General features: G+C 60.5%; 17 protein-coding genes. 15 read left to right on the forward strand and 2 right to left on the reverse strand.

The window, feature by feature from the left end:
• Nucleotides 1-140 precede the first annotated feature (140 nt).
• Nucleotides 141-1994, reverse strand: a complete 1854-nt coding sequence (locus VE23_RS21420; protein WP_049869060.1) for a C40 family peptidase — start codon at nucleotides 1992-1994, stop codon at nucleotides 141-143.
• A gap of 379 nt (nucleotides 1995-2373) precedes the next feature.
• Between VE23_RS21420 and VE23_RS21425 the strand changes: the two genes are divergently transcribed.
• The 7 genes from VE23_RS21425 to VE23_RS21455 all read left to right on the forward strand — a co-directional run bounded on the left by VE23_RS21425 (nucleotide 2374) and on the right by VE23_RS21455 (nucleotide 13426).
• The gene (locus VE23_RS21425) at nucleotides 2374-3606 is read left to right on the forward strand and encodes an ABC transporter ATP-binding protein (RefSeq protein ID WP_084781615.1); all 1233 of its coding nucleotides are present in this window, start codon (nucleotides 2374-2376) and stop codon (nucleotides 3604-3606) included.
• Nucleotides 3606-4406, forward strand: coding sequence for an ABC transporter permease (locus tag VE23_RS21430; protein ID WP_049869062.1), 801 nt, complete (start codon nucleotides 3606-3608; stop codon nucleotides 4404-4406). Before VE23_RS21425 ends, VE23_RS21430 begins: the two co-directional genes overlap by 1 nt.
• Nucleotides 4407-4468: 62 nt before the next feature.
• On the forward strand, nucleotides 4469-5254 hold the full coding sequence (locus tag VE23_RS21435) for an ABC transporter permease (RefSeq protein ID WP_048748896.1): 786 nt from the start codon (nucleotides 4469-4471) through the stop codon (nucleotides 5252-5254).
• Complete coding sequence (locus VE23_RS21440) at nucleotides 5251-6327, forward strand: ABC transporter substrate-binding protein (RefSeq protein ID WP_049869064.1); 1077 nt, start codon at nucleotides 5251-5253, stop codon at nucleotides 6325-6327. The genes VE23_RS21435 and VE23_RS21440 overlap by 4 nt, the downstream gene beginning before the upstream one ends.
• Nucleotides 6328-6519: 192 nt before the next feature.
• Nucleotides 6520-7194: an HAD family hydrolase gene (locus VE23_RS21445; protein WP_198156198.1), complete on the forward strand. Its 675-nt coding sequence runs from the start codon at nucleotides 6520-6522 to the stop codon at nucleotides 7192-7194.
• Nucleotides 7195-7363: 169 nt separating this feature from the next.
• Nucleotides 7364-8713: an outer membrane protein assembly factor BamB family protein gene (locus VE23_RS21450; protein ID WP_049869066.1), complete on the forward strand. Its 1350-nt coding sequence runs from the start codon at nucleotides 7364-7366 to the stop codon at nucleotides 8711-8713.
• 384 nt (nucleotides 8714-9097) lie between these two features.
• The gene (locus tag VE23_RS21455; RefSeq protein ID WP_069202508.1) at nucleotides 9098-13426 is read left to right on the forward strand and encodes a family 10 glycosylhydrolase; all 4329 of its coding nucleotides are present in this window, start codon (nucleotides 9098-9100) and stop codon (nucleotides 13424-13426) included.
• A 281-nt stretch (nucleotides 13427-13707) separates the two neighbouring features.
• On the opposite strand, the gene VE23_RS21460 is transcribed toward VE23_RS21455, so the two are convergent.
• The gene (locus tag VE23_RS21460; protein ID WP_021881126.1) at nucleotides 13708-14619 is read right to left on the reverse strand and encodes a LysR family transcriptional regulator; all 912 of its coding nucleotides are present in this window, start codon (nucleotides 14617-14619) and stop codon (nucleotides 13708-13710) included.
• 215 nt (nucleotides 14620-14834) lie between these two features.
• On the opposite strand from VE23_RS21460, the gene VE23_RS21465 reads away from it, so the two are divergent.
• The 8 genes from VE23_RS21465 (at nucleotide 14835) to VE23_RS21500 (ending at nucleotide 26228) form a co-directional block, all read left to right on the forward strand.
• Nucleotides 14835-15299: a DinB family protein gene (locus VE23_RS21465; protein WP_049869067.1), complete on the forward strand. Its 465-nt coding sequence runs from the start codon at nucleotides 14835-14837 to the stop codon at nucleotides 15297-15299.
• A gap of 241 nt (nucleotides 15300-15540) precedes the next feature.
• A complete protein-coding gene (locus tag VE23_RS21470) occupies nucleotides 15541-16827 on the forward strand; it encodes a multidrug effflux MFS transporter (protein WP_232317015.1) in 1287 nt (428 codons plus the stop codon).
• A 260-nt stretch (nucleotides 16828-17087) separates the two neighbouring features.
• Complete coding sequence (locus tag VE23_RS21475) at nucleotides 17088-18875, forward strand: sensor histidine kinase (RefSeq protein WP_048748324.1); 1788 nt, start codon at nucleotides 17088-17090, stop codon at nucleotides 18873-18875.
• Nucleotides 18872-20017 (forward strand): response regulator, encoded by a 1146-nt coding sequence (locus tag VE23_RS21480; RefSeq protein ID WP_049869068.1) that lies wholly within the window; start codon nucleotides 18872-18874, stop codon nucleotides 20015-20017. The genes VE23_RS21475 and VE23_RS21480 overlap by 4 nt, the downstream gene beginning before the upstream one ends.
• Nucleotides 20018-20175: 158 nt before the next feature.
• The gene (locus VE23_RS21485; RefSeq protein WP_021881659.1) at nucleotides 20176-22767 is read left to right on the forward strand and encodes a hemoblobin-interacting domain-containing protein; all 2592 of its coding nucleotides are present in this window, start codon (nucleotides 20176-20178) and stop codon (nucleotides 22765-22767) included.
• A gap of 23 nt (nucleotides 22768-22790) precedes the next feature.
• Nucleotides 22791-24611, forward strand: coding sequence for an S-layer homology domain-containing protein (locus VE23_RS21490; RefSeq protein WP_157054016.1), 1821 nt, complete (start codon nucleotides 22791-22793; stop codon nucleotides 24609-24611).
• A gap of 277 nt (nucleotides 24612-24888) precedes the next feature.
• Complete coding sequence (locus VE23_RS21495; protein ID WP_049869070.1) at nucleotides 24889-26043, forward strand: DUF4062 domain-containing protein; 1155 nt, start codon at nucleotides 24889-24891, stop codon at nucleotides 26041-26043.
• Nucleotides 26040-26228, forward strand: coding sequence for a hypothetical protein (locus tag VE23_RS21500; protein WP_021881857.1), 189 nt, complete (start codon nucleotides 26040-26042; stop codon nucleotides 26226-26228). Before VE23_RS21495 ends, VE23_RS21500 begins: the two co-directional genes overlap by 4 nt.
• Nucleotides 26229-26283: the final 55 nt, after the last annotated feature.

A 26283-nucleotide genomic window follows, 5' to 3' on the forward strand; every position in this document is an offset into this window, starting at 1 on the left:
AGCCGCTTCTTCTTCTCTATTTACATATGTTTTCAAGCCGGTCATGGAATGGGACATTCGGTGATTTCACCGGATCCGGACGTGAAATCGGGCGGATACGCAAAAGAAGGCGGCCCGGATATTCCGGACTGCCCTCGGTTCTACCAGGTCCGCGGACCGATGAGGTCGGCGAAGGTGGTCGTTTTGGGATAGGATTTGGCCAAAGCCATGCCTTTGCGGGCTTCGGAGCGGACGGCGGCGAGCTCGGGACTGGAATAGAAGAACAGCACCTTCTCGTCGCGCCGGTCGACGGGCTTGATCGGCTTGTCGTACAGAATGAACGCGGCCCAGGCGTCGGCGATGTCCTCTCCCGCCTGATAGGCGCTGGCCTCGCGGAAGAACAGCTTCGTGTAGATGGCGGTCATGGGCTTGCCGGCCCGCGCATCCCGCACGACTTCCGGCGTCCAGAATTTGCTGTAGTACCGGGTCATCAGCGAGTCCTTGCGGAAATAAGCCCATTGGCCGCTTCCCGGAGCGGGACCTCCATATGCCGAGCCGATGATTCCGCCCGCTCCGTCCGCAGCCGCGGACGGCGAACCCAGATGGTCCAGCTCGGAGCCGCCGGGACCTTGCTGGGTGACCAGGCGTCCGAGCTCATGGGCGAGCGCCCAGCGGGTGCGCTCCTTGGCTCCCGGCGTCAGGTCGGAAGGATCGAGAACGAGCCGGACCTGGGCTTTGCCGATCGTTTCCGTCCGGGAGACGGCTCCCCGCTTGATTTCCAGCCGGAACTGCCTGATGAGGGACAGATAGGCTTTCGGATACATGGCTTTTACCTGCGTCCACAGCTGCTCGGCGGCGGCCTGCTGCATCAAGGTGACTTTATATCCGCTCTCCGGATGCAGGTTCAGCCCCCCCGCGGCGCTGATGTCGTAAAGGCCGGCCGGAAGGGTAGAGCCGTAGATCTCGCTGCCTTTGATCCCGATCGCGGTCCGGGCGGCGGCGGGCAGCGCTTCGATCAGATCGGCCACTTCCTGGTGGCTCTCCAGCATGTCGGCGTACAAGCCGTGCTCATACTGCTGCAGGCCAAGCTCGGCTTTCTCCTCGAGGCGGTTGTAGGCGGATGGCGGCAGCACAGGCTTCGCCGCCGCCAAATACTTCGATATGCCGCTGAAATAGGCCGTGCCGGCCAGCGTGCCGGAAGGGCTGTCCGGAGCGGTCAGGCCGCTCTCGGAGCCGCTGCCGCTGCCGGATGAGCCGGAGGAAGCGCTGCCCGTGCCCGTCCCGGTCATGCGGCGGGCGCCGGCGTAGCGCTCCTGCCAGTATGCCGAAGTGAGGCTCGACAGCTTGACTCCATCCACCGTGGCGGCGGCGAACTCGCGGTTGCCGGTATAGATGCCGGCGAAAGTAATCGCGGAGCCGCTGCGGAAAAAGACGGCGTCGCCCGGCAGAAGCAGGCTTTGTCCGCCTACGTCGGCTCCCTGCTTGAACTGCTCCGCGATCGTGCGCGGCAAGTTCAAGGCCGCGGGCGAGTAGCGGTAGACGTAGTAGAGGAAGCCTGAGGCGTCGAAGCCCGTTGGCGACGCGCCGCCGTAGGCATAGGGAGTGCCGAGCTGATCCAGGGCGTAATCGGCGATAGCTCCCGCAGCTTGCTGGCGGTCAGCGCTTCCTGCTGCCGATGCCGCCTGCGGGCTGCCGCCCGCTTGCGTTCCCTGCGCCGCCGATGCGGAGCTGCCGCCCGCGCCTGACGCCGCCGAGACTGCGGGCGTCTGCGAGCCGCCGAGCATGCCTGCGGAAGCCTTGGCTGCGGTTCCGTCCGCATAGGCTGTGCCCCGGGTCTCCGGTTCCTCATGGCCCGGCTGCTGAGACCGCAGTCCCTGCCCGCTGGCAACGGGAGATGTCTCTTGTCCTGCTTTTGCTCCCGATTCATAGGATGCCGTGCCCGGAACCGCGTAAGCGGCCCCTCCCCCTGCTGCAAGCATGGCAATGGCCGTACCTGTCCAAATGATTCGCCTCAATAGGCTCACTCCTGACTGAATCTTGGTGTATGTAGGACGAATTTCGTCAAATCCTTCCGTATTATAACAGGATAGCGATTGAAGATAATCGGACCTAGGGCGCAAGACATATATACAACGATATCCAGTTATCGAGATATGGAGGCCTTTATTATCCGTGAAAATGGAAGGATAAGGATCGGAACAAAGGCCCAACGGCTCAGTCAGGAAGAATCGGAGGTATTTTCTGGGTCTTTCGAACCGTAATTTTTTGCCGATCGCCGCAGCGCCGAATGATTCCAATAGGGGCGCAATCAGGTATAATGAGGCATAAAGATCGTCGGCGGACCGGATATTCGCCGGCGGGCGCGGCTCAGGCCGCAGGAGAGGAGGAGCATCGATGAACGATTCGAAGGTCATCTCGTTCCGCGGGGTGACCAAGCAGTACGATGACGACGTTCCCGTGCTGAAGGATGTCAGCTTCGACATCGAGCGGGGCAAGTTCTACACGCTGCTGGGGCCGTCAGGCTGCGGCAAGACGACCATTCTCCGGCTGATCGCCGGATTCATGGAGCCGACTTCCGGGGAGATTCTCATGGACGGCAGGAGCATCAACTCGGTCCCGGCCAACAAGCGGCAGGTCAATACGGTCTTTCAGGATTATGCGCTGTTCCCTCATCTCAACGTCTACGACAACGTCGCCTTCGGGCTGCGCATCCGCAAGCTCAAGGGGGCCGAGATCGAACGCAAGGTGAAGGAAGCTCTCCGCTTCGTCAACCTGGAAGGGTACGACAAGCGCGAGATCCGGGAAATGTCCGGCGGCCAGCGGCAGCGCGTGGCGATCGCCCGCGCCATCGTCAACGAGCCGCAGGTGCTGCTGCTCGACGAGCCGCTCTCCGCGCTCGACCTCAAGCTGCGCTACGAGATGCAGTACGAGCTGCGCGAGCTGCAGCGGCGGCTCGGCATCACGTTCATCTTCGTCACGCATGACCAGGAGGAAGCGCTGGCGATGTCCGACGAGATTTTTGTCCTGAACAAGGGGATCATCGAGCAGAGCGGCACGCCGACGGATATCTACGACGAGCCGATCAACCGGTTCGTCGCCGACTTCATCGGGGAATCCAACATTGTGCCGGGCCGCATGCTGGAGGACTATAAGGTGGAGTTCGCGGGACAAGCCTTCACCTGCGTCGACCGCGGCCTGCGCCGGGGAGAGCCGGTCGAGGTCGTGCTGCGTCCGGAGGATCTGGAGATGAAGCCGGCAGACGAGGGCCAACTGCGCGCCGTCGTCGAGACCCAGCTGTTCCGCGGGGTGCATTACGAGATTATCTGCCGCGACGACATCGGCAACGAGTGGATGGTCCATTCGACCCGCAAGGCGATCGTCGGAGAAATCATCGGCCTTGATTTCGAGCCGGAGGCGATTCACGTCATGAGGTTCGGGGAGTCGGAGGCGGACTTCGACAAGCGTCTGGAGGGCTACGAGGAAGCGGACGGAACGCGCGAGGCGGCCGAAGCAGGCGGAGCTGCCGGCGGCACGGATGCCGCCGGCGCGGCCGGAGGAGCCGAGCCGGGTTCGGGAGCGCCTGAGCCGGCGTCCATCGAGACGGGCAGGCCCGGAGGGAACAGCTAGTGGCCGTCCGCAACCGCAATTTCTTCCTCGTTCCCTACGTCCTGTGGATTGTGCTGTTCGTGGCGGCGCCGATCGCGCTGACGCTGTACAAGTCCTTCTTCGACGTCGACGGTGCGTTCACGCTGGACAACTATGTCCGCTTCTTCACGCCGGTCTACCTCAAGATGACGCTGAGCTCGTTCTGGTATGCGTTCCTCATCACGCTGTTCTCGCTGCTGATCGCATACCCGGCCGCCTGGCTGCTGACGCGGACGAAGCACAAGCAGCTGTGGCTGCTGCTCATCATTTTGCCGACCTGGATCAATCTGCTGCTCAAGGTATACGCCTTCCTGGGCATCTTCGGGACGTACGGCGCCGTCAACCGGTCGCTGGAGTGGCTCGGCATCGGGGCGCAGCAGATTCTGTTCACCGACTTCAGCTTCGTGTTCGTCTCGGTCTATATTTTCATTCCGTTCATGATTCTGCCGATTTTCAATTCGCTTGAAGAGCTTAATCAGTCTCTCGTGTTCGCGGCGAGGGATCTCGGCGCATCGCCGTGGACGACGTTCCGCCGGGTCGTGTTCCCGCTGACGCTGGACGGCGTCAAGGCCGGCTGCCAGGCCGTGTTCATCCCGGCGCTGTCGCTGTTCATGATTACGCGGCTCGTCGCCGGCAACCGCGTCATAACGCTCGGCACGGCCATCGAGCAGCATTTTCTCGTCACGCAGGACTGGGGCATGGGCTCCACGATCGCGGTGTTTTTGATTATCGTCATGGTGCTGATCATGTTCGCAGCCGGTAAACGGGAGGTGAGAAGGTAGAAGTGAATGCCACCAAGAAATGGCCATGGTCCAATCTGTATCTGATCGCCGTCTTCGCGGTCATGTACGCGCCGATCTTCTATCTGACGTTCTACTCCTTCAACAGCGGCGGCACGATGCACGGCTACGAAGGGTTCACGCTGGATTGGTACAGGGAAGTGTTCGCCGATACCCGGCTGCTGATCATCGTGCTGAACACGCTCGTCATCGCCCTGCTGTCCGGCCTTCTGTCGACGGTGCTCGGCATCGTCGGCGCGCTCGCCATCTATGAGGTGCGCCGGAGGCGGAACAAGAACACGCTGCTCAGCTTCAACAATGTGCTGATCGTAAGCCCCGACGTCATCATCGGCGCCTCGTTCCTCATCCTGTTCACGATGATCGGCATCCGGCTCGGCTTCTTCAGCGTCCTGCTGTCGCATATCGCCTTCAGCGTGCCGATCGTCGTGCTCATGGTGCTGCCCAAGCTGCAGGAAATGAGCCCGACGCTCATCGATGCCGCCCGGGATCTCGGCGCGAGCCGCTGGCAGGTGCTTACGGGCGTCGTGCTGCCGTTTATCCGTCCAGGCATCTTCGCCGGCTTCTTCATGGCGCTGACCTACTCGCTGGACGACTTCGCGGTGACGTTCTTCGTCACGGGCAACGGCTTCTCCACGCTGTCGGTGGAGATCTACTCGCGTGCCCGCCAAGGCATCTCGCTGTCGATCAACGCCCTGTCGACGCTCATCTTCCTGTTCACGATCCTGCTTGTCGCGGGCTATTATTTCATCACCCGGCGCAGCGGATCGAGAGCCGGCTCGGCGTCGCGCGGCGGCGTCATGACCGGAGCGGGAGAGGGGGGATCGCGATGAAGGGCCTGATCCAGGCTTTCGCCGCCATTCTGGTCGCCTCCCTCGGATGCATGTATCTGGCTTCCTATCTCAATTCCAGCCAGGGATATTCCGGGTCCAATACGCTGACCATCTACAACTGGGGCGATTATATCGATCCCGATCTGCTGACGAAATTCCAGAAGGAGACGGGCATCACCGTCATCTACCAGACGTTCGACTCCAACGAGGCGATGATGACGAAGGTGCAGCAGGGAGGCACGACGTTCGACGTCGCGGTCCCGTCCGAGTACGCCATCGACAAGATGAAGCAGGAGGACCTGCTGCTGCCGATCGACCACGGCCGCCTGCCCAATCTCAAGCATATCGACTCCCGTTTCCTGAATCTGAGCTTCGACAAGGACAATCAATATTCCATTCCTTATTTCTGGGGAACGGTCGGCATCATCTACAATCCGGAGCTGACGCCCAAGGATCTCGTGTTCGACAGCTGGGACGACCTGTGGGACCCGCGGCTCAAAAACAATCTGCTGCTCGTCGACGGCGCGCGCGAGGTGATGGGCTTCGGCCTCAACAGCCTCGGCTATTCGCTCAACGACCGCAAGGAGGAGCATCTGCAGGAAGCGCTGCGCAAGCTCCAGATGCTGACGCCGAACGTGAAGGCGATCGTCGGCGACGAGATCAAGATGCTGCTCGCGAACGAGGAAGCGGCCGCCGGCGTCGTCTGGTCGGGCGATGCGTCGGAGATCATGGACGAGAACGACAAGCTCGACTACGTCATTCCGAAGGAAGGCTCCAACGTCTGGTTCGACAATATGGTCATTCCGAGGACGGCCCGCAATCTCGACGGAGCCTACAAATTCATGAACTTCATGCTCGATCCGGCCAATGCCGCCCAGAACGCCGAGTACGTCGGCTACTCCACGCCGAACAAGGACGCGATACCGCTGCTGCCCGAGGAAATATCCTCGGATGAGCGCTTCTATCCGCCGGAGGAGCTGACGGGCCGGCTCGAGGTGTACGACAACCTCGGCAAGCGCATGCTCTCGCATTACAACGAGCTGTTCCTGGAGTTCAAGATGCACCGGAAGTAAGCGTAGCGTGCTTCGTTAAATCCCCGAAAAAAAACCTGTTCCCGCCTATGCCTCCAGGCATTCCGGGACAGGTTTTTTTGGCTTCTTCCGCATCCCAGGCGCGGAGCGTGCCGCCGGCAAGAGAGGGATTATTGGAAGGCAGGTGGAATGAAATGGATAGGCGGAAATAAACGGACGGAGGAGAGGAATACAGTGCCATTTGCGCTTATATTCGACATGGACGGAACGCTGTTTCAGACGGACAGGATTTTAGAAATCTCCTTGCAGGAGACGTTCGGCTATCTGAAGTCGCTTGGCGAATGGGCGAGCGCGACTCCAATCGAGAAATACCGAGAGATCATGGGAGTTCCGCTGCCTGTCGTATGGGAAACGCTCTTGCCCGATCATTCAAATGAAATCAGGCATAGGGCGAACGACTATTTTCATGAAAAGCTGCTTGGGAACATTGCGGACGGCAGAGGAGCTTTATACCCTCATGTCATCGAGCTCTTCGAGCGCTTGAAGCAAGCGGGCTGCCCGATTTTCATCGCGAGCAATGGGCAGGCCGAGTATTTGAACGCCATTGTCGGCTATTACAGGCTGGACGCCTGGATTGCCGAAACGTTCAGCATCCAGCACATCCAGTCGCAAAACAAGGCGGATCTGGTCGGCCATATCCTGAAGAAACATCGCATTGAACAAGCAGCCGTGGTCGGAGACAGGCTGTCCGATATCCTTGCCGCGAAAAAGAATGGCCTCATGGCGGTAGGCTGCCGCTTTGACTTTGCCCAGGAAGAGGAGCTCATGCAGGCTGACGCCGTCATCGATGATCTGCTGGAGCTGACGGAACTGTTTGATTTGCAGCCCTTGGGCCTTCATCGCAGCTAACAGCGCCTTTTAAACTCGAGTTTTTTAGAGTCCGGAAGCAACTTTTACCCGCAGGCTCCGTCTAGAGATGGCAACTGGGACTATTACCCAGACGGGAAATGGGGCGCCGCCGGTTGTTCCGGCGTATCCCTGTCCCGCTACCTCCAAGCTGGAAAGGATGCCTGCCCATATGTTCGCTTCTACCCGAAAAAACTCCGCCCTGCGGCTGTCTTCCACGCTGCTTGGCGTATCCCTGCTGCTCGGAGCGGCGATTCCCTCCGCCCCGGCGAGCGCCGAGGCGCCGGTGCTGTCCGCGCCGGGATACGCGCCGGCAGCGCTGAACGCGCCGCTGGCCAAGCCTCTATGGACCGCCGCTATCGACAAGCCCGGGCCGCAAGGCTTCCTCTACGCGACCAATGCGGTCGCGGAGAAGGGAGTCGTCTATTCCATCGGCGGCGGAAAGCTCATCGCCCGCAGCGCGGAGAGCGGCAAAGAGACGTTCCGCTACGGGACGGGACTTCGACCCTTTGTCGTCTATGAGGGCAGTTCCGTCTATGTCGTGCAGCGGGACGGCAAGATCGCCGCTCTGAACGCCGCAACCGGCAAGCCAAGATGGATATCGTCCGCAGGCGCCCAAGAGGACGGACGCATACCGATCGTGCGCGGCGACACGGTGTACGCGACGACGGGCAATGTCGTCACGGCGCTCCGGGTTTCCGACGGCAAGAAGCTGTGGAAGCAGACGGAGAAGTCCGCAACCTATGCGCCCTATGAAATCCAGGAGCATGACGGCGTCGTGCTGATGTCCTATGTCGTGTCCGGAGCGATAACATCCATCCAGCTTGACGCCGTGGACAAGGGGACAGGCAAGCTGCTGTGGAAAGCGGGCTCGACGAGCAGCCTGCTCGACGTGAAGGACGGAAAGGTCTATGCGGTCAAGGACGGCTTGCCCAATGCCGATCTGGACGCGAGTCCGAATCGCGTCTTCAAGGTTTCGGTGCTCGACCTGCGCACGGGCAAGTCCCAGGAAACCCGGGAGTACGGCTACAAGCTGCCGGGCCAGCCTCCCTACCCGTACGGAGGGGAGAGGGCATTTCTGGACGGAAGCGACCTCTATCTGGATACGGGCGCCAATGTTTTGAAGTTCGACTTCAGCCGGTATGCCTCGGGCCAGAAGCCTTCGAAGACATACGCCAAGCGCAGCGAGCGGACGGAGCTGGCGGGCAAGCCGGCCTCCGGAAGGCTTTTCCTGGTGGACCGGGACAGCGGAGCGCTGCGGGGGCTCAAGACTTCCAACGGAGATCCCGTGTCCTGGGCCGGAGACAATCCTGCGGTCCGCACGGAGGTATTCGGCAACGGCGTTTATTCCGCGCAGTCGGACGGCTTCCTGTATGCGTTCAATCTCCAATCGACGGAACCCGTCCTGAAAGTGAACGCGGGAACCCGCCTGTTCGGACCGACTCTCCGGACCGGCCCGGTCCTGATCGTGCAGACGGACAGCAAGCTCATTGCCGTCCGCATCCCTGGCGCGTTGAAGTAGCAAGTTCCGCGGTTTCAGGCTGAAGCAGAGAGCTTCGAGCTTGCCGGATAGCTGAATTCCCCGAGGGTGATCACGCTGCCGCCTTTTGAAGGCGGCGGAATTGTGGTCGGCCGAGGGGATTTTTTTGTTCCAACACGCTGAAATATTATTCCATAATAAAATAAAAAATCGAAATATATTGAAAATGTAAAATTTATCTACTAGTCTGATAGAGAAGACCCAGTCCTGGCCGCTGGAGGTGAGGGGGAGAGAAACCGGAAGCAGGAGCGAGGAAAAATGCAGGAGCGAAGAAAGTGCAGGAGCGAAGAAAGGTGCAGCGCTTTATAGCAGAATCAGATCCGCGTTCATGGAGTCAAAAACAACGGGCATTCAGGGAGGCAAAAGATGAGCTGGACTAGAAAGCTGCGCAAGTCGATTCCCGTCGTCACCGCCATCATGCTTGGCATCGGCACGATAATTCCCGGAATAGGGACATCCCCTGTCTCGGCCGAGCAAGCGTACGACCTGCCTTATTCGTCTTCGTTGGTCGAAGGATTCGAGAAAACCGATTACCTTCAGGCTTCTTCCGTCAAGTCGGTCACGACGCTGGAGCTGGCGAGCAGGCCGGCAACGATCTACTACGGCAGGCATGCGGCCAAGCTGTCCTATGATTTTACCGGCACGACAGGCACTTCGGCATCTTATATCAATTTCAAGGACGACAACGGCTCCGCCGGACGAAGCCTTCCCGGCGATCCGAAGCAGATTGGAGTCTGGGTGTACGGAGCAGGCGACAATCACTGGCTGAGGGCCCAGCTGATGGATTCGGGAGGCGCGAAGACGGCGATCGATCTCGCAGCCCGGGTCGATTGGACCGGCTGGAAATACATAACCGCCCCGATACCCGCCAGCATGCCGAGGCCGTTGAAGATCACCCAGATCTATCTGGCCGAAACGAAGGACGATAATAAAAACAAGGGAGTTCTGTACGTGGACCAGTTGAGCGCATTCGGCTCCTCTTCGTCTCTGTACGGTCTGGATCTGAACGGGCTCGGCCCGATGCAGACCGGAGAAAGCCGGCCGACCGTCGTCGAGGCCACATATGCGGGAAGGACCGCTCCCGCAGCCGTTCCTGCTTCGGCGCTGACCTACAGCAGCAGCGACGAAAGCGTCGCCTCGGTGGACGGGAGCGGTATCGTCCAGGCGAAGCAGGCGGGGCATGCAACGATTACGGCCATGATGTCCGGTTACGGCGCGGCGGCCTATGCGGAAGTAACGGTCGCGGACGAAGCTCCTGTTCCGTCGGAGCTGGAAGTATCGGGACCTCCTCGGCTCGTGACGGGATCGGCCGATTCGCTAAGAATTTATGCCTATTACGGAGGTCTGGCGAATCCTGTATCGGTGTTGTCGGGAGCCGCTTACCGGAGCAGTGCGCCAAATGCAGTGGAGATCGATTCGAAAGGGAAAATGAAAGCGCTTCAACCTGGAGAGGCCGTTCTGACGGCCGAATACCGCGGTCTGTCGGCGTCCTTGAATGTCGTCGCAGCCGATCCGGTACCGGTGCTGCAAAGCATTTCCCTCGCCAGCCTGGCGGCGATGAACGTCGGAGACAGCGCGCGGACCGTGGTGGAGGCTGCGTACAGTATTCTGCCCGCTCCCGTGCCGGTCACGGAAGGAGTGGGCTATAAGAGCAGCAAGCCGGAAGTAGCATCCGTCGATGCCGGCGGACTCGTGACGGCCCGATCGGCTGGCGCCGCCCAGATTACGGCGACGTTCGGCGGCAAGACGAGCAGCGTCTACCTCGTCGTCAGCGCGGCGCTGCCGAATCCCAAGCGGGAAATGCGGGCGGCCTGGATCGCTACCGTCGACAATGTGGACTGGCCGCTTAAAGGCGTCACTGATGCCGACCGGCAGAAGCGGGATTATATCGCCTTGCTTGACGAGCTGAAGGCGGACGGAATCAATGCGGTCATCATGCAGGTGAAGCCGACTGCCGACGCCTTCTATCCGTCGGACCTGGCTCCGTGGTCGGAATGGCTGACGGGCAAGCAGGGGCAGGATCCGGGCTACGATCCGCTCGCATTCGTCCTGGAGGAAGTCCATAAGCGCAACATGGAGTTTCATGCCTGGTTCAATCCTTACCGGGTCAGCATCAAGAACGACCTGTCCGCGCTCGCCCCGAACAATCCGGCGATCCTGCACCCCGAGTGGAGAGTCGAGTACGGAGGCAAGCTGTACCTCAATCCGGCGATTCCCGAAGCAAGGGAATATATCGAAAGCGGCATTATGGAGGTTGTCCGCGGCTACGATATCGACGCCGTTCATTTCGACGATTATTTCTATCCTTATCCGGTAGCGGGAGTCGATTTCCCGGACGCTGATCAGTACGCGGCCTATCAGGCTTCCGGCGGAGGCCTGACGAAGGATGATTGGCGCAGGAGCAACGTCAACCTGTTTGTCGAGCGGATGAGCCTCCAGATCAAGGGCGCGAAGCCATATGTGAAGTTCGGCATCAGTCCGTTCGGCATCTGGAGGAACAAGAGCGAGGATCCGTCCGGTTCCGATACGAACGGGCTCAGCAGCTACAGCGCGATCTACGCCGATACGAAAACATGGATCGACGAAGGCTGGATCGACTATGTGACGCCGCAAACTTACTGGTATATGGGCTATTCCCCGGCTGCGTACGAGAAGCTGATCGCCTGGTGGAACGACGCCGTCCAAGGAAAGAACGTGCACTTGTACAGCGGACAGGCGATCTACCGGATCGGAGCGGCCGACGGCTGGAGCAATCCCGAAGAGATGCCGAACCAGGTCATCCTGAACCGCAATTATGATTCCGTCCAGGGCAGCATGTACTTCAGCGCGACTCAGTTCGGACAAAATCCGCTTGGTTTCGGGGATCGCCTGCGCGGCGATCTGTACCGTTATCCGGCGCTGATTCCGGTCATGCCATGGCTGGGCGGCAAAGCGCCGTCCGCACCGATGCCGAGCGCGGCGCAAACGGCGGACGGAGTCAGCGTCATCTGGAACGCCGATTCCTCCTCGGACGAGACCTCCTACGTCGTTTACCGTTTCGACGGCAGCCAGTCGGGAGATATCGACGATGCTTCCCATATCGCGGCGTACATCCGCAAGCAGGAAGGGAGCCTGCAAACGTACAACGACCGGATGGTCGATGAGGGCAGGACGTATACGTACGTCGTCACGGCCGTCGACCGCCTTCACCGTGAAAGCGGGCCGAGCCAAGCAATGACCGTGAAAGTCGGCTACGGCTTCCCGCCGGGGACGCCGATACCGACCTCGACGCCTGGTCCGAGCGGGACGCCGATACCGACCACGACGCCTGGTCCGAGCGGAACGCCGGGAGCGAGCGCGACGCCTGGTCCGAGCGGAACGCCTTCGCCGGGTGCAACGCCGGAAGTAAGCGCATCTCCCGGGCCGGGATGGCCAGGACCTGCAGCACCGTCCTCCTCGCCGTCTCCGGCCCCGACGGCCACGGTCGGCGTCATCATCAACGGCGCCAAGCATGACATCGCACTGCTGTGCGACAGCATGAAAGAGGGAGCCGCCGTATCGAGGCTGACCTTCATCGAGGAACGTCTGGAGGAGATCGCCGGCAGTATGAAGGCTCCGGTCATCGTCGTTCCGGTATCGAATAGGTCGGGGACGTTCATCGGCGAGCTGAGCCTGCATTCGCTGGAGAAGCTGGCTGCGGCAGGCGCCGTGCTGGAGTTCCGTTCCGCAGCGGCGGCCTTCTCCGTTCCTGCTGCTGCTGTCGCGCGGAACATGGGCGCGGGCCTGACAGAAGATAAGGCCATAGTCGAGATTTCGATCTCCTTCCGGACCGAAGACATCCGGCAAGGCGCAGCTTCTCAAGCCGCGGCGGCAGGCGCCGCATGGCTGGCAGGCCCGGTCGGCTTCGGCATCTCTTACGTGGATAAAGCAGGCAGGACCCAAGCGGCTCGTTTGGATCGCTTCGTGACGAGGTCGCTTGCGATCGCGGACCCTGCAGCTGCCGCAGGAACCGCAGCCGGAGTCCGTCTGGCAGCCGGCGGCAGCCTGGTTCCGGTTCCGACGAGAGTGCTGAAGGATGAGACCGGGCAATACTGGGCGCTGCTGAGCAACCTGACAGACGGGACCTTTGCTGTCGTGACGCATTCGAAGTCGTTCGGCGATACGGCCGGACACTGGGCGCAAGCCGCGATCGGGGATTTGGCTTCGCGGCTCGTCTTGAGCGGAAGGACGGATACGTCGTTCGCCCCGGACGAGAAGGTGTCCAGAGCCGAATTCGCCGCCATGGCAGTACGGTCTCTCGGCCTTGATGCGGACGGAGCAGCTTCGGCCTACAGCGACGTTGCTTCGTCGGCCTGGTATGCGCAGGCTGTTGCCGCCGCAGCCGCGAACGGGCTCATCTCCGGTTACGGGGATGGGGATGGCAGGTTTCAGCCGAACCGCGGCATTACGCGCGCGGAAGCCTTCGTTATCCTGAACCGGGCTGCGGAGCTGGCTGGCTTGGCCGCCGGGGAGGATTCGGACGGCAAGCTCGGCGGAGTCAAGGATGCGGATAGGATTCCAGCCTGGGCCCAAACGGCGGCTTCCTCTTTGATCGGCAAGGGTTTGCTGCAGGGCTACTCAGACGGCTCGCTCAAGCCCGGCCATTCCCTGACGAGAGCGGAAACGGCGCAAATGCTGCAAAAGCTGCTTATTCAAGCCGGGCTCATAGACGAATAATGGGAGAGCGAATGTTCAAGACAAAAGCCCGCGTGCTTTCACGAGGCCGGTCATAATGAGCCGGGTGCCGCGAAGGCGCCTTGAGTATATGGGCATTGCCGAGCCGTGGAGTTCGGCGCATGGGAACGGGGAGGACCCGTGACAGCTTTGGCCCTATTCATTCAGGCAGCAAGAAAGGGAGCCTCTCCGGAGGCTCCCTATTTTGCCATTCCGTGTTCATGGCCACCGTACGCAAGGAGGGGCGGCAGCACGTTGGGGAGAGAAGCCGCGGCCGCAGCCCGCTACCCGGACGAACGCCGGGCGGCTTCCACAACGCTCCGGATATAGTCCTGCAGCTCTCTCATGAACAACCGGGCTGCCTGACCCATGAACCGGTCGGTCCGGTAGAGGATGCAGATATTCTGGCTCGGCGTCGGATTCAGCAGCGTGACGACGGATAGGTTTTTGCGGTCCAGATGATCGAGCAGCAGGCGGGGAAGGATGCAGGCTCCGATTCCTTGCTCGGTGAGCGACAGCATCGTCGACAACGTCGATGTCACGATTGGATTGTCCAAGGAGATTCCTTTATCCCTGGAGCAGGAATGGATCAGCTTCGTGATCTGATGGTCAGCTCCGAACAGAATCAGCTTCAAGTGCTGCAGCTGGTCGAACGGGATCGCCCTGGATTTCGCCGCCGGGTGATCACATCGCATGGCGAGTGCGAATTCCTCGTGGAAGAGCGGTACGACCTCAATCCGGCCGTCGGGCTTGGCAGGAACCGTCGTCACGCCGAGATCTCGCGTGCCGGCTGCGACCTGCTCGTATACATCCGCCGTTTCCGTCACCGTGATGGAAAGCTTGGGGTATTTCCGGTGGAAGTCGACCAGCAAGGCGTCAAACAGCAAGTCCCCGTCCCCGGGCAGGATACCGATATCCAGCTTGCCTCCCTCCATGCTTTTCAGATCCGAAACAGCGCCATGAATATAGGCGACCCGCTCGAAAATCAGCTCGCTCTGCTCCAGCAGCATTTTGCCCGCATCCGTGAGGGCGATCCTCCTGCCGATCCGGTCGAACAGAGGCGTCCCCAGCTCGTTTTCCAGAAACTTGATCTGCTGGCTGAGATTTGACTGGGTCGTGCAGAGGTTTTCGGCTGCTCGGGAGAAGTGCATCTCCTTGCAGATGGCCGCAAAATATTCCAGCTGTCTGAGTTCCATCCGATCGCTCTCCTCTGTTGAAGGCTGTTTTTCTTTCGACTTTTGACGAAGGCATGATTACGGACATTTTTGCGGCACTTTTTTCCATTATATCATTAGTAAAAGCGATCGATAGCATCGGAAACGTGTGATGGTTCCCCAAGCGACGCGAGACTACAATAAAGCCATGAAAGAGGTTCAACAAAACCCAATCGATCCCAAGGAGGAAATGAATCATGTCCCAGCCCGTTCTTCACACCAGCCAGGTGCTTCGTCAAATCGCGATCGGCCACATTCAAGCCATCGACGAATCCTTGTTCGCCCGCCAGCCTGCAGGCTTCAACAATACGATCCGTTGGAATGTCGGCCACATCGTCTACTGGCTCGACCGGTATGCATCGATGAGCTTCGGGCTCCCCTCCTCCGTTCCGGACTCTTACGGAACCTTGTTCTCCTCCGGTACGAAGCCCGCGGACTGGGAGATGACGCCTCCGTCGAAGGAGGAGCTCGTCGGGATGCTGGGGACGCAGCTGGACGGTCTGTCCGAGCTGACGGGCGCGATGCTGGAGCAGCAGCTGGATTCGCCATTCATCATGGGATCGTTCCGCTTCGACACGGCGGGAGAATTGTTCAATTTCGCCCTGGTCCACGAAGCCATTCACTTGGGAACGATCACCAGCCTTCTCAAGACAGCCAAGTAAATTCGTCTTGCCCGGCTTGATCGCGAGGAAGCCTTCCTCTGCGGGGAGCAAGCTGTGAAGAGGCATGCGCCTTAGGCGGCTGAAGGAGCAGACCGCATCCGGCAAGGGGAAAAAAAGAGAGGTTGGCGGGAGGCTGGATTTCGGGTACGATAGGTGAATTCGATCGATTCGGCCGGCCGGGAGCGTAGCGCGCATCCGCCTGCTTCCCGGCAGCTACGGCGGAATCCAAGGAGGATGCATCTTGTCGACGACCACTGAAGCCCAGCCGCAACCCGGCCAGGAACCTTCCGGCAGCCTGGAGGAAGCGGCGCAAGCCGGGCGTCCTGATACCGGAGCCGGCTCCGCAGCGCCGCGCCGCTGGGGGCTGGCGATTATGCTGGGGTCGCTCACGGCGATCGGGCCCTTTTCACTGGATATGTACCTGCCCGCGCTGCCGGAAATGACGGCCGAGCTCGGCGGGACCAAGCTGCTCGGACAGCTCAGCCTGACGTTCTGCATGCTCGGCCTGGCTGCCGGGCAGCTGCTGGCCGGTCCGCTCAGCGACGCCCGGGGCCGCAAAAAGCCGCTGCTCGCCGCTCTCGCCATCTACGCGGCTGCCTCGCTGCTCTGCGCCTTCAGCGGCAGCATCGCGATGCTGCTCGCCTGCCGGCTGATCCAGGGCCTCTCCGGAGCGGCCGGCATCGTCATCGCCAGAGCGGTCGTGCGCGATCTCTACTCCGGCAAGGAGATGACGCGATTCTTCTCGCAGCTCATGCTGATCAACGGCGCCGCCCCGATTCTGGCGCCGATCTTCGGCGGCCAGCTGCTGCGCTTCGTCAGCTGGCGCGGGACGTTCGTGTTCCTCGCTATTCTCGGCGTCATCCTGCTCACGGCCGCCTGGCTCGCGCTGCCGGAGACGCTGGCTCCGCAGCGCCGCGCCAAGGGCGGTCTGAGGCAGACGGTCGGCAACTTCGGCTTCTTCCTGCGCGACCGTTCCTTCATGGGCTTCGTGCTGACGATGAGCCTCGTGTCGGGAGCGATGTTCGCGTACATCTCCGGCTCGTCCTTCGTGCTGCAGCAGCTGTACGGGGTGTCGCCATCCCAGTACAGCTTCATCTTCGCGCTCAACGGAGCCGGAATCATCCTCGCCTCCCAGTTGACCGGAAGGCTGGCCATGCGCATGGACACGGAGCGCCTGTTCCGCAGCGGCGTCCTGATCGCCCTCTGCGGCGGCGCCGCTCTGCTCGGGACCGTGCTGCTTGGGGGCGGCCTTGCCCCGGTGATGGCCTCGCTGTTCATCGTTGTGTCGAGCGTGGGCATCGTCGGCACGGCATCGACGTCTCTGTCGATGCAAAATGCCGGCAGCGCCGCAGGCAGCGCATCCGCGCTGATCGGCATGCTGCAGTTCGCCGCCGGAATGGCGTTCTCTGCGCTGTCGGGACTCGGAGGCGAGGGCAGCGCCCTCCCGCTCGCGGTCGTTATCGCCGCCGCCGAAGTTCTGGCCCTGCTCGCGATGGCGACGCTGCTCGGCAGCCGTCGTACCCGCTGAGGCCAGCCGCTGGCCAGCGCGTTCCGGTCAGAGGCGGCGGTTCCGCGGGAAGAAGGCTGCTGACTGCCTTCCGCCCGGACTTGTATTCGAAACTGCCCCCCGCCCGGACTTGAATCCGAAACGGCCTCCGTGTGGACGAAATCGTCCGGCGGAGGCTTTTTTTCAACCTCTTGAACCTTGTCGAATCTTGTCATTGTACTGTCATCGGGAGCGCGTATAATGGAGGAAAGGCCTATCTTCCGCTGAGGAGCTCCCCCTGCATGAACTTCAATCTTTACCTATCGGCCTTGTTGATGGCAGCTACGTCCTGCTCGGCCGTCGTCGTCTTTCTCTGCTGGAAAAGAAGGGAGCTGCCGATCGCCGTCAGCTACGGGCTCGGCATTCTGACAACCGCTTTGTATACGTTCGGATATGCGTTCGAAATCGTCAGCTCGTCGCTGGAAGCGATCCGCTTCTGGCTGCGCGTCGAATATATCGGCATTCCGTTCGGCACGGTGTTCTGGATGATCATGGTGCTTCATTACACTGGCAGAGAGGCCTACATACGCAAGTGGACCGTCGCATTGGCGATGGCCATCCCCATCGTTACGTTCGTTGCCCACAACACGAACGAATGGCATCATTTGTTCTACCGAAGCCTGACGCTCGATTATTCGGAGGGCTTCCCGCTCGCCCGGATCGTCCGCGGACCGCTCTACCTCCTTCATGCCGCTTATTCCTATCTGCTCTTCTTCATCGGGACCGGAATGCTGCTTCAGATGTACTGGAGATCGGCGCCGCGAATGCGGAAGCAGGTCGGCTTCATGCTGATCGGCTCCTGCGCGCCTTACGGATTCACACTGGTCCATCTGAGCGGGGGCCTGCACACTCCTATCGACATCTCTCCTTTCGGATTCGTCCTCTCGGGCGTTTTTTTCCTGCTCGGCATCTATCAGTTCAACCTGCTTCGGCTGGCGCCCATGGCGCTGCAGAAAGTGTTCGAGTCGATGCAGGACGCCGTTCTCCTGCTCGATCTCGATGACAACATAAGCGGCTTCAACCAGGCGGCCTGCCGCGCCATTCCCGGGCTGGGCCGCAAAAACGGCATCGGGCTGCCGGTCGCGGCGCTGCTCGGGGGGCAGCCGGAGATACGCCGGATTGCGCTTGGCGGCGATTTCAGCGGACGGGAGCGGATTCGGGATGAGGCATCGGGCCTGCATTACCAGGTCCAGCTGTCGGAAATCCACGACTACCGCTCCAGGCCGACCGGCAAGATGCTGCTCCTGCGCGACGTGACGGATACGGTTCTCTCGGAGGAGCGTCTGCTGGAGAACGCCAGGCAGCTGAGCGACCTGAACGCCTTCAAGGATCAGATGTTCAATGTCGTGGCCCACGATATCCGGGATCCGATCGCGGTGCTCCACAACCTGATGGAGCTGCTGGAGGAGGAGACGACGGACTGCAGAGAGGAGGAGCAGGAGATCGTCCGCGAGATGGGAGGCCAGGTGCGCAACATATTTGAGCTGGTCGAAAGCCTGCTGGAATGGTTCCGCAGCCAGCGCGGCGGCATGAACTTCGCTCCAGTCGCCATCGGCCTGGAAAATGCAGTCCTGCGCAACGTGCGGCTGCTCCGAAGCCGCAGCGAAGACAAGGGCATCGAAATCCGATCCGAAATCGCTCCCGATGCGACGGTGTATGCGGACAAGGAGATGCTGGACCTGGTCCTCCGCAATCTGCTCTCCAATGCCGTCAAATTCACGAAACCGGGCGGACGCATCCTTCTGCGCGCTTCAAGCTCCGGAGACAGCATGCTGGTGTCCGTCCGCGATTCGGGCATGGGAGTGCCCGCAGATCAGATCCATACGCTGCTGAACGAGGACTTTTCCATTCCTTCCGAGGGAACGGGCGGGGAACGGGGAGTCGGTCTCGGCTTGACCCTGTGCAGGGAGTTCGTCCGGCTGAGCGGCGGGGAAATCTGGTTCGACAGCGTTCCCGGTCAAGGAAGCACCTTTTATTTCACCATGCCGTCCGCGAATGCCGCGGAAGAGGACAAGAGGGAGATACGATGAGAGTCGTCCTTATCGATGATGAAAAAGCGATGCATCTGATCCTGAAACGGATGCTGGCTAAAATCGGCGACGGGATCGAAATTGCCGGCAGCTTCACCGATACCGCTTCGGCGGAAGCGTTCCTGAGCGGGGAGGAGGTGGACATGGTTTTCGTCGACATCCAGATGCCGAGGGACAACGGCTTTGCGTTCGCCCAGCGGCTCCGCGAGCGCGGCAGCGAGGTGAGGGTTGTTTTCGTCACCTCTCATACGGCCTACGCGCTGCCGGCGTATGATTTGTACGCCTACGACTATATGGTGAAGCCTGTCGTCCAGGAACGGCTGCAGAAGACGGTGCTGCGGGCGATGGCGGAGCTGGGCCGGGAGACGAGCCGTCAGGAGAGCGCAGCTGGGGTATTGCCGCAGGCGCAGATCAACTGCCTCGGGCGGATGGAGATCCGCAGCAGCACGCTGGGACTGGTCAAATGGAAGTCGAGCAAGAGCGCCGAGCTGTGCGCCTACCTGCTGCTGCAGCGCGGCAGCCTTGTATCGCGAGCCCGGCTCATCGAGGATATTTTCGGAGGGAAGCCGCTCAAGAATGCCGAAATCTACCTCAATACGACCGCCTATCAGCTGCGCAAGCTGCTCGATACGGTCGGACTGAAGGGAAGCCTTCATTCGGATCCGAATCATTATGCGCTCGATCTCAGCCAAGCCCAGGTGGACATGGTTCGTTTCGAGGAGGAATGCCGGGAGCTGGCGTCCATCGACGAGAGCAATCTGGAGCAGGCGATGGAGCTGGAGCGGATGTATGCCGGCAGCCTGTTCGGCGATCTGGATTATCCATGGGCGTGGAGCGAGGTCGAGCGGCTCTCCCTCCTGTATTCCGGCTTCGCCCAGCGGCTATGTGTGGCGCTGCTGAATCTCGGAGACGCTCCGGCCGCGCTGCTGCTGCTCGGCAAGCTGAGCCTCCACAACGAGCTGGACGAAGAAACGTTCAGGCTGGAGATGAGAGCGCTCGTCATGCAGCATAATCGGGAAGGCTTGATCCGCCGCTACAAGGAATACGAGCTGATGCTGAGGGAGGAGCTCGGCGTAGGGCCTTCCATGGAGATCAACCAGCTTTATGCCGAGTCTCTGGACAGTCTGAATGAAAGGAACTGAACCGCAATGATTGAAAAAGACCCATTTCGAATGACGGAATGGGTCTTTTGTTTCATATGAAAGATAGATTTTTCGTCGAAGTTTGTCATTTAACCGTCATCGGCTCTCATTATACTCCTTTAGAAGCTATTAATCTCTTTGGGAGTGACTAAGGGAGTATGAAAAAAGGTCTAATCGCAGGACTGCTTGGAATCATGGTTGCCTCTTCTTTCCTGCCTGTGCCGTCCGCGTCGGCGGCAGGCGAATTGCCGACCAATCGTCCGTGGACGAAATGCGCGGATGAAAATGGTTTTTGCTCGTTTGAAGGAACGAAGGAAGTCCGTTTTGGAACCGGCAGCAGCTACATGTTCGCTACGGCAACGAACGGGATCGCCTGCTCGGTTGCAGCATTCGAAAATGATCCTGCAGGCGGCGTGCGGAAGCAATGCGAGATGCGCGACCTGCTGTCGGAAGGCACGCCGGAGGTGACGGGCTTTCTTAGCGGGGATTTCAAAACGCTGACCATCGCCTTCGATCGCAGCGTCGTGCCTGCAGATGAGGCAGAGGATTTGAAAAGCGCCGTGACCGTCCGGAAGACGGGCACCGAAGACTTTGCGCCTCTTGATACGGCGGATACAGTCTCTTATGACGCAGCCGATCCGGACAAGCTCGTTCTGTCGCTGGCAGAGCCGCTGGTCGGCAAGGGCAACGCGGTAGCTATCGCTGCGAACGCACTCGTATTGGACGAGGATACGGAGCCTTATGCCCAGTCCATTGTCATTGACTCCATCATCGGAGCGGACATCACGCCGCCAGCCTTCATCGGAGCCGAGAAGAGAAACAGCGGTTATGAGATCAGCCTGCATTTTGACGAGTCGCTACAGATCTCCTATCCGGCCGATGTCACGGACGAAACGAATGAGGAAGCCTACCTGCTGAGCAGCTTGCAGATCGCACAGGATGGGGAGCATTTCTCCCCGCTCGTGAATGGTCTTGCCTACGGAAGCGTCAACGGAAGCAAGCTGGTTATCGGCTATAATGGCGATCTCAAGCTCGTGTCCGGGCCGAAGACGAAGCTCAAGCTTGCCGCCGGCCTGCTGAAGGATGATTCGGGCAACTCGACTCCGGAGCTTACCTTGAGCGTGAGCCCGCCTGCGATCCGCAGCGCAGAGCTCAGCGCGGACAATCATGACGTGACGGTTACGTTCGACCGCTTGGTCTATGCAACGCCGTTTTTTGGTCTGGACGAGCTGAAGTCCAGAATCCGGCTGATGGATTCGAACAGAAACTGGAATCCGGGCGCTGGCGATACGGCGTCGATCACAGGGAACAAGCTGCTTCTGCATATGGAGAAAGCGCTGAGCGGGGAGACGACCCAGATCTCTATCCAGGGCGGGACGCTCCAAGACGCGAATGGGAATTATTCGAATGATAATGTCGTTACCGCATACCTGGCTGCACATGCAGATGGAGACATAGCGGATACGACACCTCCGGAATATGTCAATTATTTGCTTTCGCCCGATCTCAAGGATCTGACGCTTATCTTCAATGAGGATCTGGCCATGAGCGAGGAAGACATCGCAACGTTCAAAAACAATGTTTATTGGCGGAATAACTGGATGAACCAGCCTCTCCCGTCCAGTTCGACGGTAACCGTTTCGGGCCGTACCCTGACGATCCATTTTGAATCGTTTTCAAGCTCGATTTATTATATCTATGGCAATCTGGCAGCCGTCAAGGATCTTGCAGGCAACTACTCAAACAGCAGTTTCAGTACGTGGTATTTCCAAGTCAACAACGGGAACGGAATCAGTCTGCAAGGCGGGTATGTCGGCTTGAAGGGCGGTTTCCTGGGCCTTTACTTCGGAAATCCTTACTCGGAAGAGTTGGTGGATTTGACAGCCGACGAGAACGGCGGATCCCGTCTGTACGATTTGATCTCAATCTCGAGCGACAACGGAGCGACGTATCAGACCTTGTCCGCTGGCGATAAAGTCGTCCTGCAAGGAAATCAGGCGGGCATCTTCCTGAAAGATCCGATCAAGGCGGGAACCGTTCAGGTGAAGATCGCCGCCGGCGCCTTCATCGATTCGCATCGCTACAGGGCGAGCGGAGAGCTCAAAATGACCATTGCTCAAAGCGACTCCCGGCTCACCGGCTATCTGTTCAGCGATGCCGATACGGTGTTGAAATCGGATGACGACAGCGGCTGGAGCAGCCGTATCCGCAACGTGAAGGTATGGGACCGATGGAGTGGTTCCGGAGACCGGGATCTGACCGATGCGGAGTACAGCGTCGCCGGCGGCAAGCTGACGATCGCCAAGGGCGTCTTCCTGAAAGACCGCAGATATTTGATCGAGGTCGAGGCTGAAGGCTACGGCACCCGAGCATTCGACGGGGAAGCCTTCAAATCTTCCGATATTTTCTATATGACGGCGCCCGCAGTCACGAAAACAAACGGCATTGCCGCCAAAGTGTTCATCTACAACCAGGCGCAGTCGGACAATGCCGGAACCCAGTCTGTCGTCTTCGAGCTGTTCGACGGCACGACGCCGGTCGGCATCGCCTCGAGCGAGCTCATGGTCGGAACGGGCACCTATACCGTGAAGTTCAACGTATCGGATGCGGCATCCAAAGCCTATACCGTCAAGGCGTTCCTCGTCAGCAGCTTCGACAGCGGCACGATGGATCTCGGCCTTAGTCTCGGCACGGTCAAGACACAGGCGGAAATCGACGAAGCCATGCTGCGGAACGGCTACAACGACTAATGAGGAAGCGGGGAAAACCAAACGTGAAATCGCGAGTGCTGCAATTTGTCATGATGCTCACGCTGTGCCTCGCCCTCGTGGCGCCGGCGGCTTCCGCCGCCGGTTCCGCCGCCGTTTCGCTTGATGCCGTTCCGGCGGTCAAGGCGGGGGAAAGGGTCGATCTCAAGGGCAGCTCTTCCCTGGACGAGATCATCGTCAAGGTGCTGCGGCCCGACGGCAGCATCGTCTACTTCGATATCGTGCCGGTGACCGGCGGCAGCTTCGCAGCTCCGTTCACGCTTGGCGCGGGAGAGCCTGGAGGTACCTATACGGCCGTTGCCGGAAAAGGAACCCAGGTGGACAGCAGGCGTTTTGACGTGACGGCTTCGTCAACGGGCGGGGGCAATGGAGGCGGCGATGGAACGATTTCGACGCCGACAACGGCGCCGACGACGTCATCGACGCCAACAGCAACGCCAACGGGAACAGCGACGCCGACGCCAACGCCGGCGCCAGGAGGCGGCTCCACAGGCGGCGGCGCTGCGGCAACTCCGGCACCGACACCGCCGCCGGCTGCAGCCGGCAAGCCGATCACGCCGATCGGCTCCGGAGCGGCTCCGGTCGTCGTGGACGCGAGCAAAATCAAAGTCTCCGAATCGGCCGACGGCGCAGGCCGTCCGGCAACGGTCGTCGCCCCGGATGCGGCTGCGCTTGCCGACGCGCTGGCCAAGGCGGCCAAGCAGGACAACCATGGCGCGGCGCCTGTCGTCTACATCGCGTTTGACGGCAAGCCGGGCCAAACGGTACGCTTCGAGCTGCCGCTCTCCGCACTGAAGGATGCGGCCGCAGGCATGCTCGTATCGCTGCAGACGGCGGACGGCGAATATTCGCTGCCTCTGTCGGTGCTGGACTTTGCAGCAATTGCGAAGCAGCTGGGCGCTCCGGCTGTCGACATCACCCTGCAGATCGCCATCGATCCGGCGGGCGATGATCTGAACAGCCGCATCAAGAAGAGCGCTGCGGCGCTCGGCGCATCGCCGCTTGGCGGAGCGATCGGATTCTCGATGTCGGCGGCAGCCGGCGGGAAGACCGTCGAGCTGAACGAATTCGGCTCGACTTATGTGTCCCGCACGCTCGTCGTGACGGGAATCCAGAACGGAGACCATGCGACCGTCGCGCTGTATGATCCGCAGACGGGTACGTTCAGCTTCGTTCCCGCGCTCTTCGCCAAACAGGCGGACGGTACGGTCAAGGCGAGCTTCAAGCGGACAGGCAACAGCATCTACACGGTATTGACGGCGGACAGATCGTTCGCGGACCTCAGCGGACATTGGGCCAAGTCCGATGTCGAGCTGCTCGCCTCCAAGCTCGTCGTCAACGGAGCGGCTGCAGGCAAGTTCGCTCCGAACGGCAGCATCACGCGGGCGGAATTCGCAGCGCTGCTCGTCCGCTCCCTCGGCCTTGCGCCGGATGCTTCGGCAGCCGCCTTCAGCGACGTCGCCGCAGGCGACTGGCATGCCGGCGCCGTCGGCGCAGCAGTGAAGGCGAAGCTGGCGGAAGGCTTCTCGGACGGCAGCTTCAAGCCGAACGACACGATCTCGCGCCAGCAGATGGCGGTCATGATCGGCCGCGCGATGACATTCGCGCAAGGCTCGGCAGCTTCTTCCGCAGCCTCTTCGCTCGACGGCTTCAAGGACAAGGCGGGCATTGCAGACTGGGCCCGCGTCTCCGTCGCGCAAGCCGTCGATGCAGGCATCCTTACCGGCATGACCGCAGATTCCTTCGCCCCTGAGGCGAAAGCGAGCCGCGCCCAAGCGGCCGTCATGCTGAAGCGGTTCATGCAGCAAGAGGGCTTGATCGGCTGATCGGTACAGCTCGGATTTGCCAGCTCTCAGGCCAGCCGGTTATTCCGGCTGGCCTTTTTTCCATTTCCAGTGGAACCATGCGGCATGGTTTTGCCCTTCTGCCCGTCTTCTGTTTCCGCAGAAAGCAGCCGTGCCGCGCTAGGGGTGGGCTTCTTCCAGCCGCCTTCGTATGAAGCCCGCGCTCGGATTGCGCCTTTTGTCCCTCGATCCCTTCTTTTCATATGGTACAATCAGGAAACGAGCCTTGGCTGCACGGCCGCACGGGAGGGAAGCCGGTATGGGCAAAACCAAAATATTCATCAGCTCCGTCAGCGAGGACGGATTGAAGCCGCTGCGGCGGACGGCTTTCCGGGAACTGGAGAGCCTTGGCCATGAACCATTGATGTGGGAAGAAAATCTGGGCCCTTGGCCCTCCTATCTCAACCCGGTCGAAAAATGCCTGGAAGCGGTAGAGGAGTCCGACCTCTATGTGCTTTTCATTGGAACGAAGGCAGGGACCTACGATCCCGTCTCAGGCATTACGGTGACCCATTCGGAGCTGATCTCAGCGCTCGACAAAGGGATCGCGGCTCTCGTCTGGGCCGACGTCCAGGTGAAGGCCCGCTTTTTTGCCTCGGTGGCTTACAGGCTCGATGCCTATATCGATCGTTCGGTCGAGGAGACCGGCCAGTATCCCGATAATGGCCGGCTGCTGGATTTTCTCCGTACCTGCGAGGAGGCGGACGCCCATGTCGATCCCTATGTCTGGCTGCTCTTGTACGACCTCCGCCAGCGCGGCATCTATGTGGAGGATCTGGCGGCAGCGGTTCCGATCGACTGGAAAAGCTACTTCAGCGATCTGCTGCGCCGCGGCCTGCTGCTGCTCCCGCTGGAGCCGTCCATCATGGACAACAGCCTGCGGCTGGAGCAGGCCGGCCAAAGCTTCGACCTGATGACGGCGCTGCTGCCGCAAGTTCGGCTGGAGCCTCCGGGCAGCTGGGCGGACTGGCTGGCCACGGTGAGCCAGCGGCTGCAGGGCCGCCAGGTGAAGCATGCCTATGGCAGCTGGAGCCGCGAGACCGTCGGCCATTATGAGGCCTGCAACGGGGCGTCTCTCTACCGGCATGAGGGCGGGGAGCTGCGCTTCGTCGCCTGCTGCGGACAGACGTCGGCGGTGCGGGCTTTTGCCCTGGACGATCAGAGCTCCTATGTCGCGCTCACGTACGGCATGGGAAGCCGGGCCGAGGGCGTATACTACAAGGAAGCCCGCCAAAAGTTCTTCTACTGTGTCCGCAGCGGCCCTTATGTGGCGACATTCCATTTTCCGGCGGGACCGTCCTGGAGCAACCTCCGCTATATGCGCTACAAAGACAGCGTGAATAATGCTATAATAGGGCCTAACACGCAGATGATCCGGCTGGTGAGCTTATTTCTGGGAGGGATGCGGCAATGAAAAGCTGTGTATGGGTATCCAAGAACGGCCGAGTATCCGAGGCGGACGGCATTCAGCCCCGGGACGCGCTCCTGTTCGCCACCGGAACGGCGACCTCGGAGGACCTGCTCCTCCAGCAGAGAATCGCCGCCGAACAAAATATCCGACTGATCCGGTCGAGGCTCGCGGAAGCGACCCGGCGGTAGCGGTTACATGAATCCGTCCCTCGTGGCGGATTTTTTGCTGCATCGCGGGTTGAGC

This window comes from Paenibacillus sp. D9 (assembly GCF_001188365.1).
Lineage (GTDB): Bacteria > Bacillota > Bacilli > Paenibacillales > Paenibacillaceae > Paenibacillus_O > Paenibacillus_O humicus.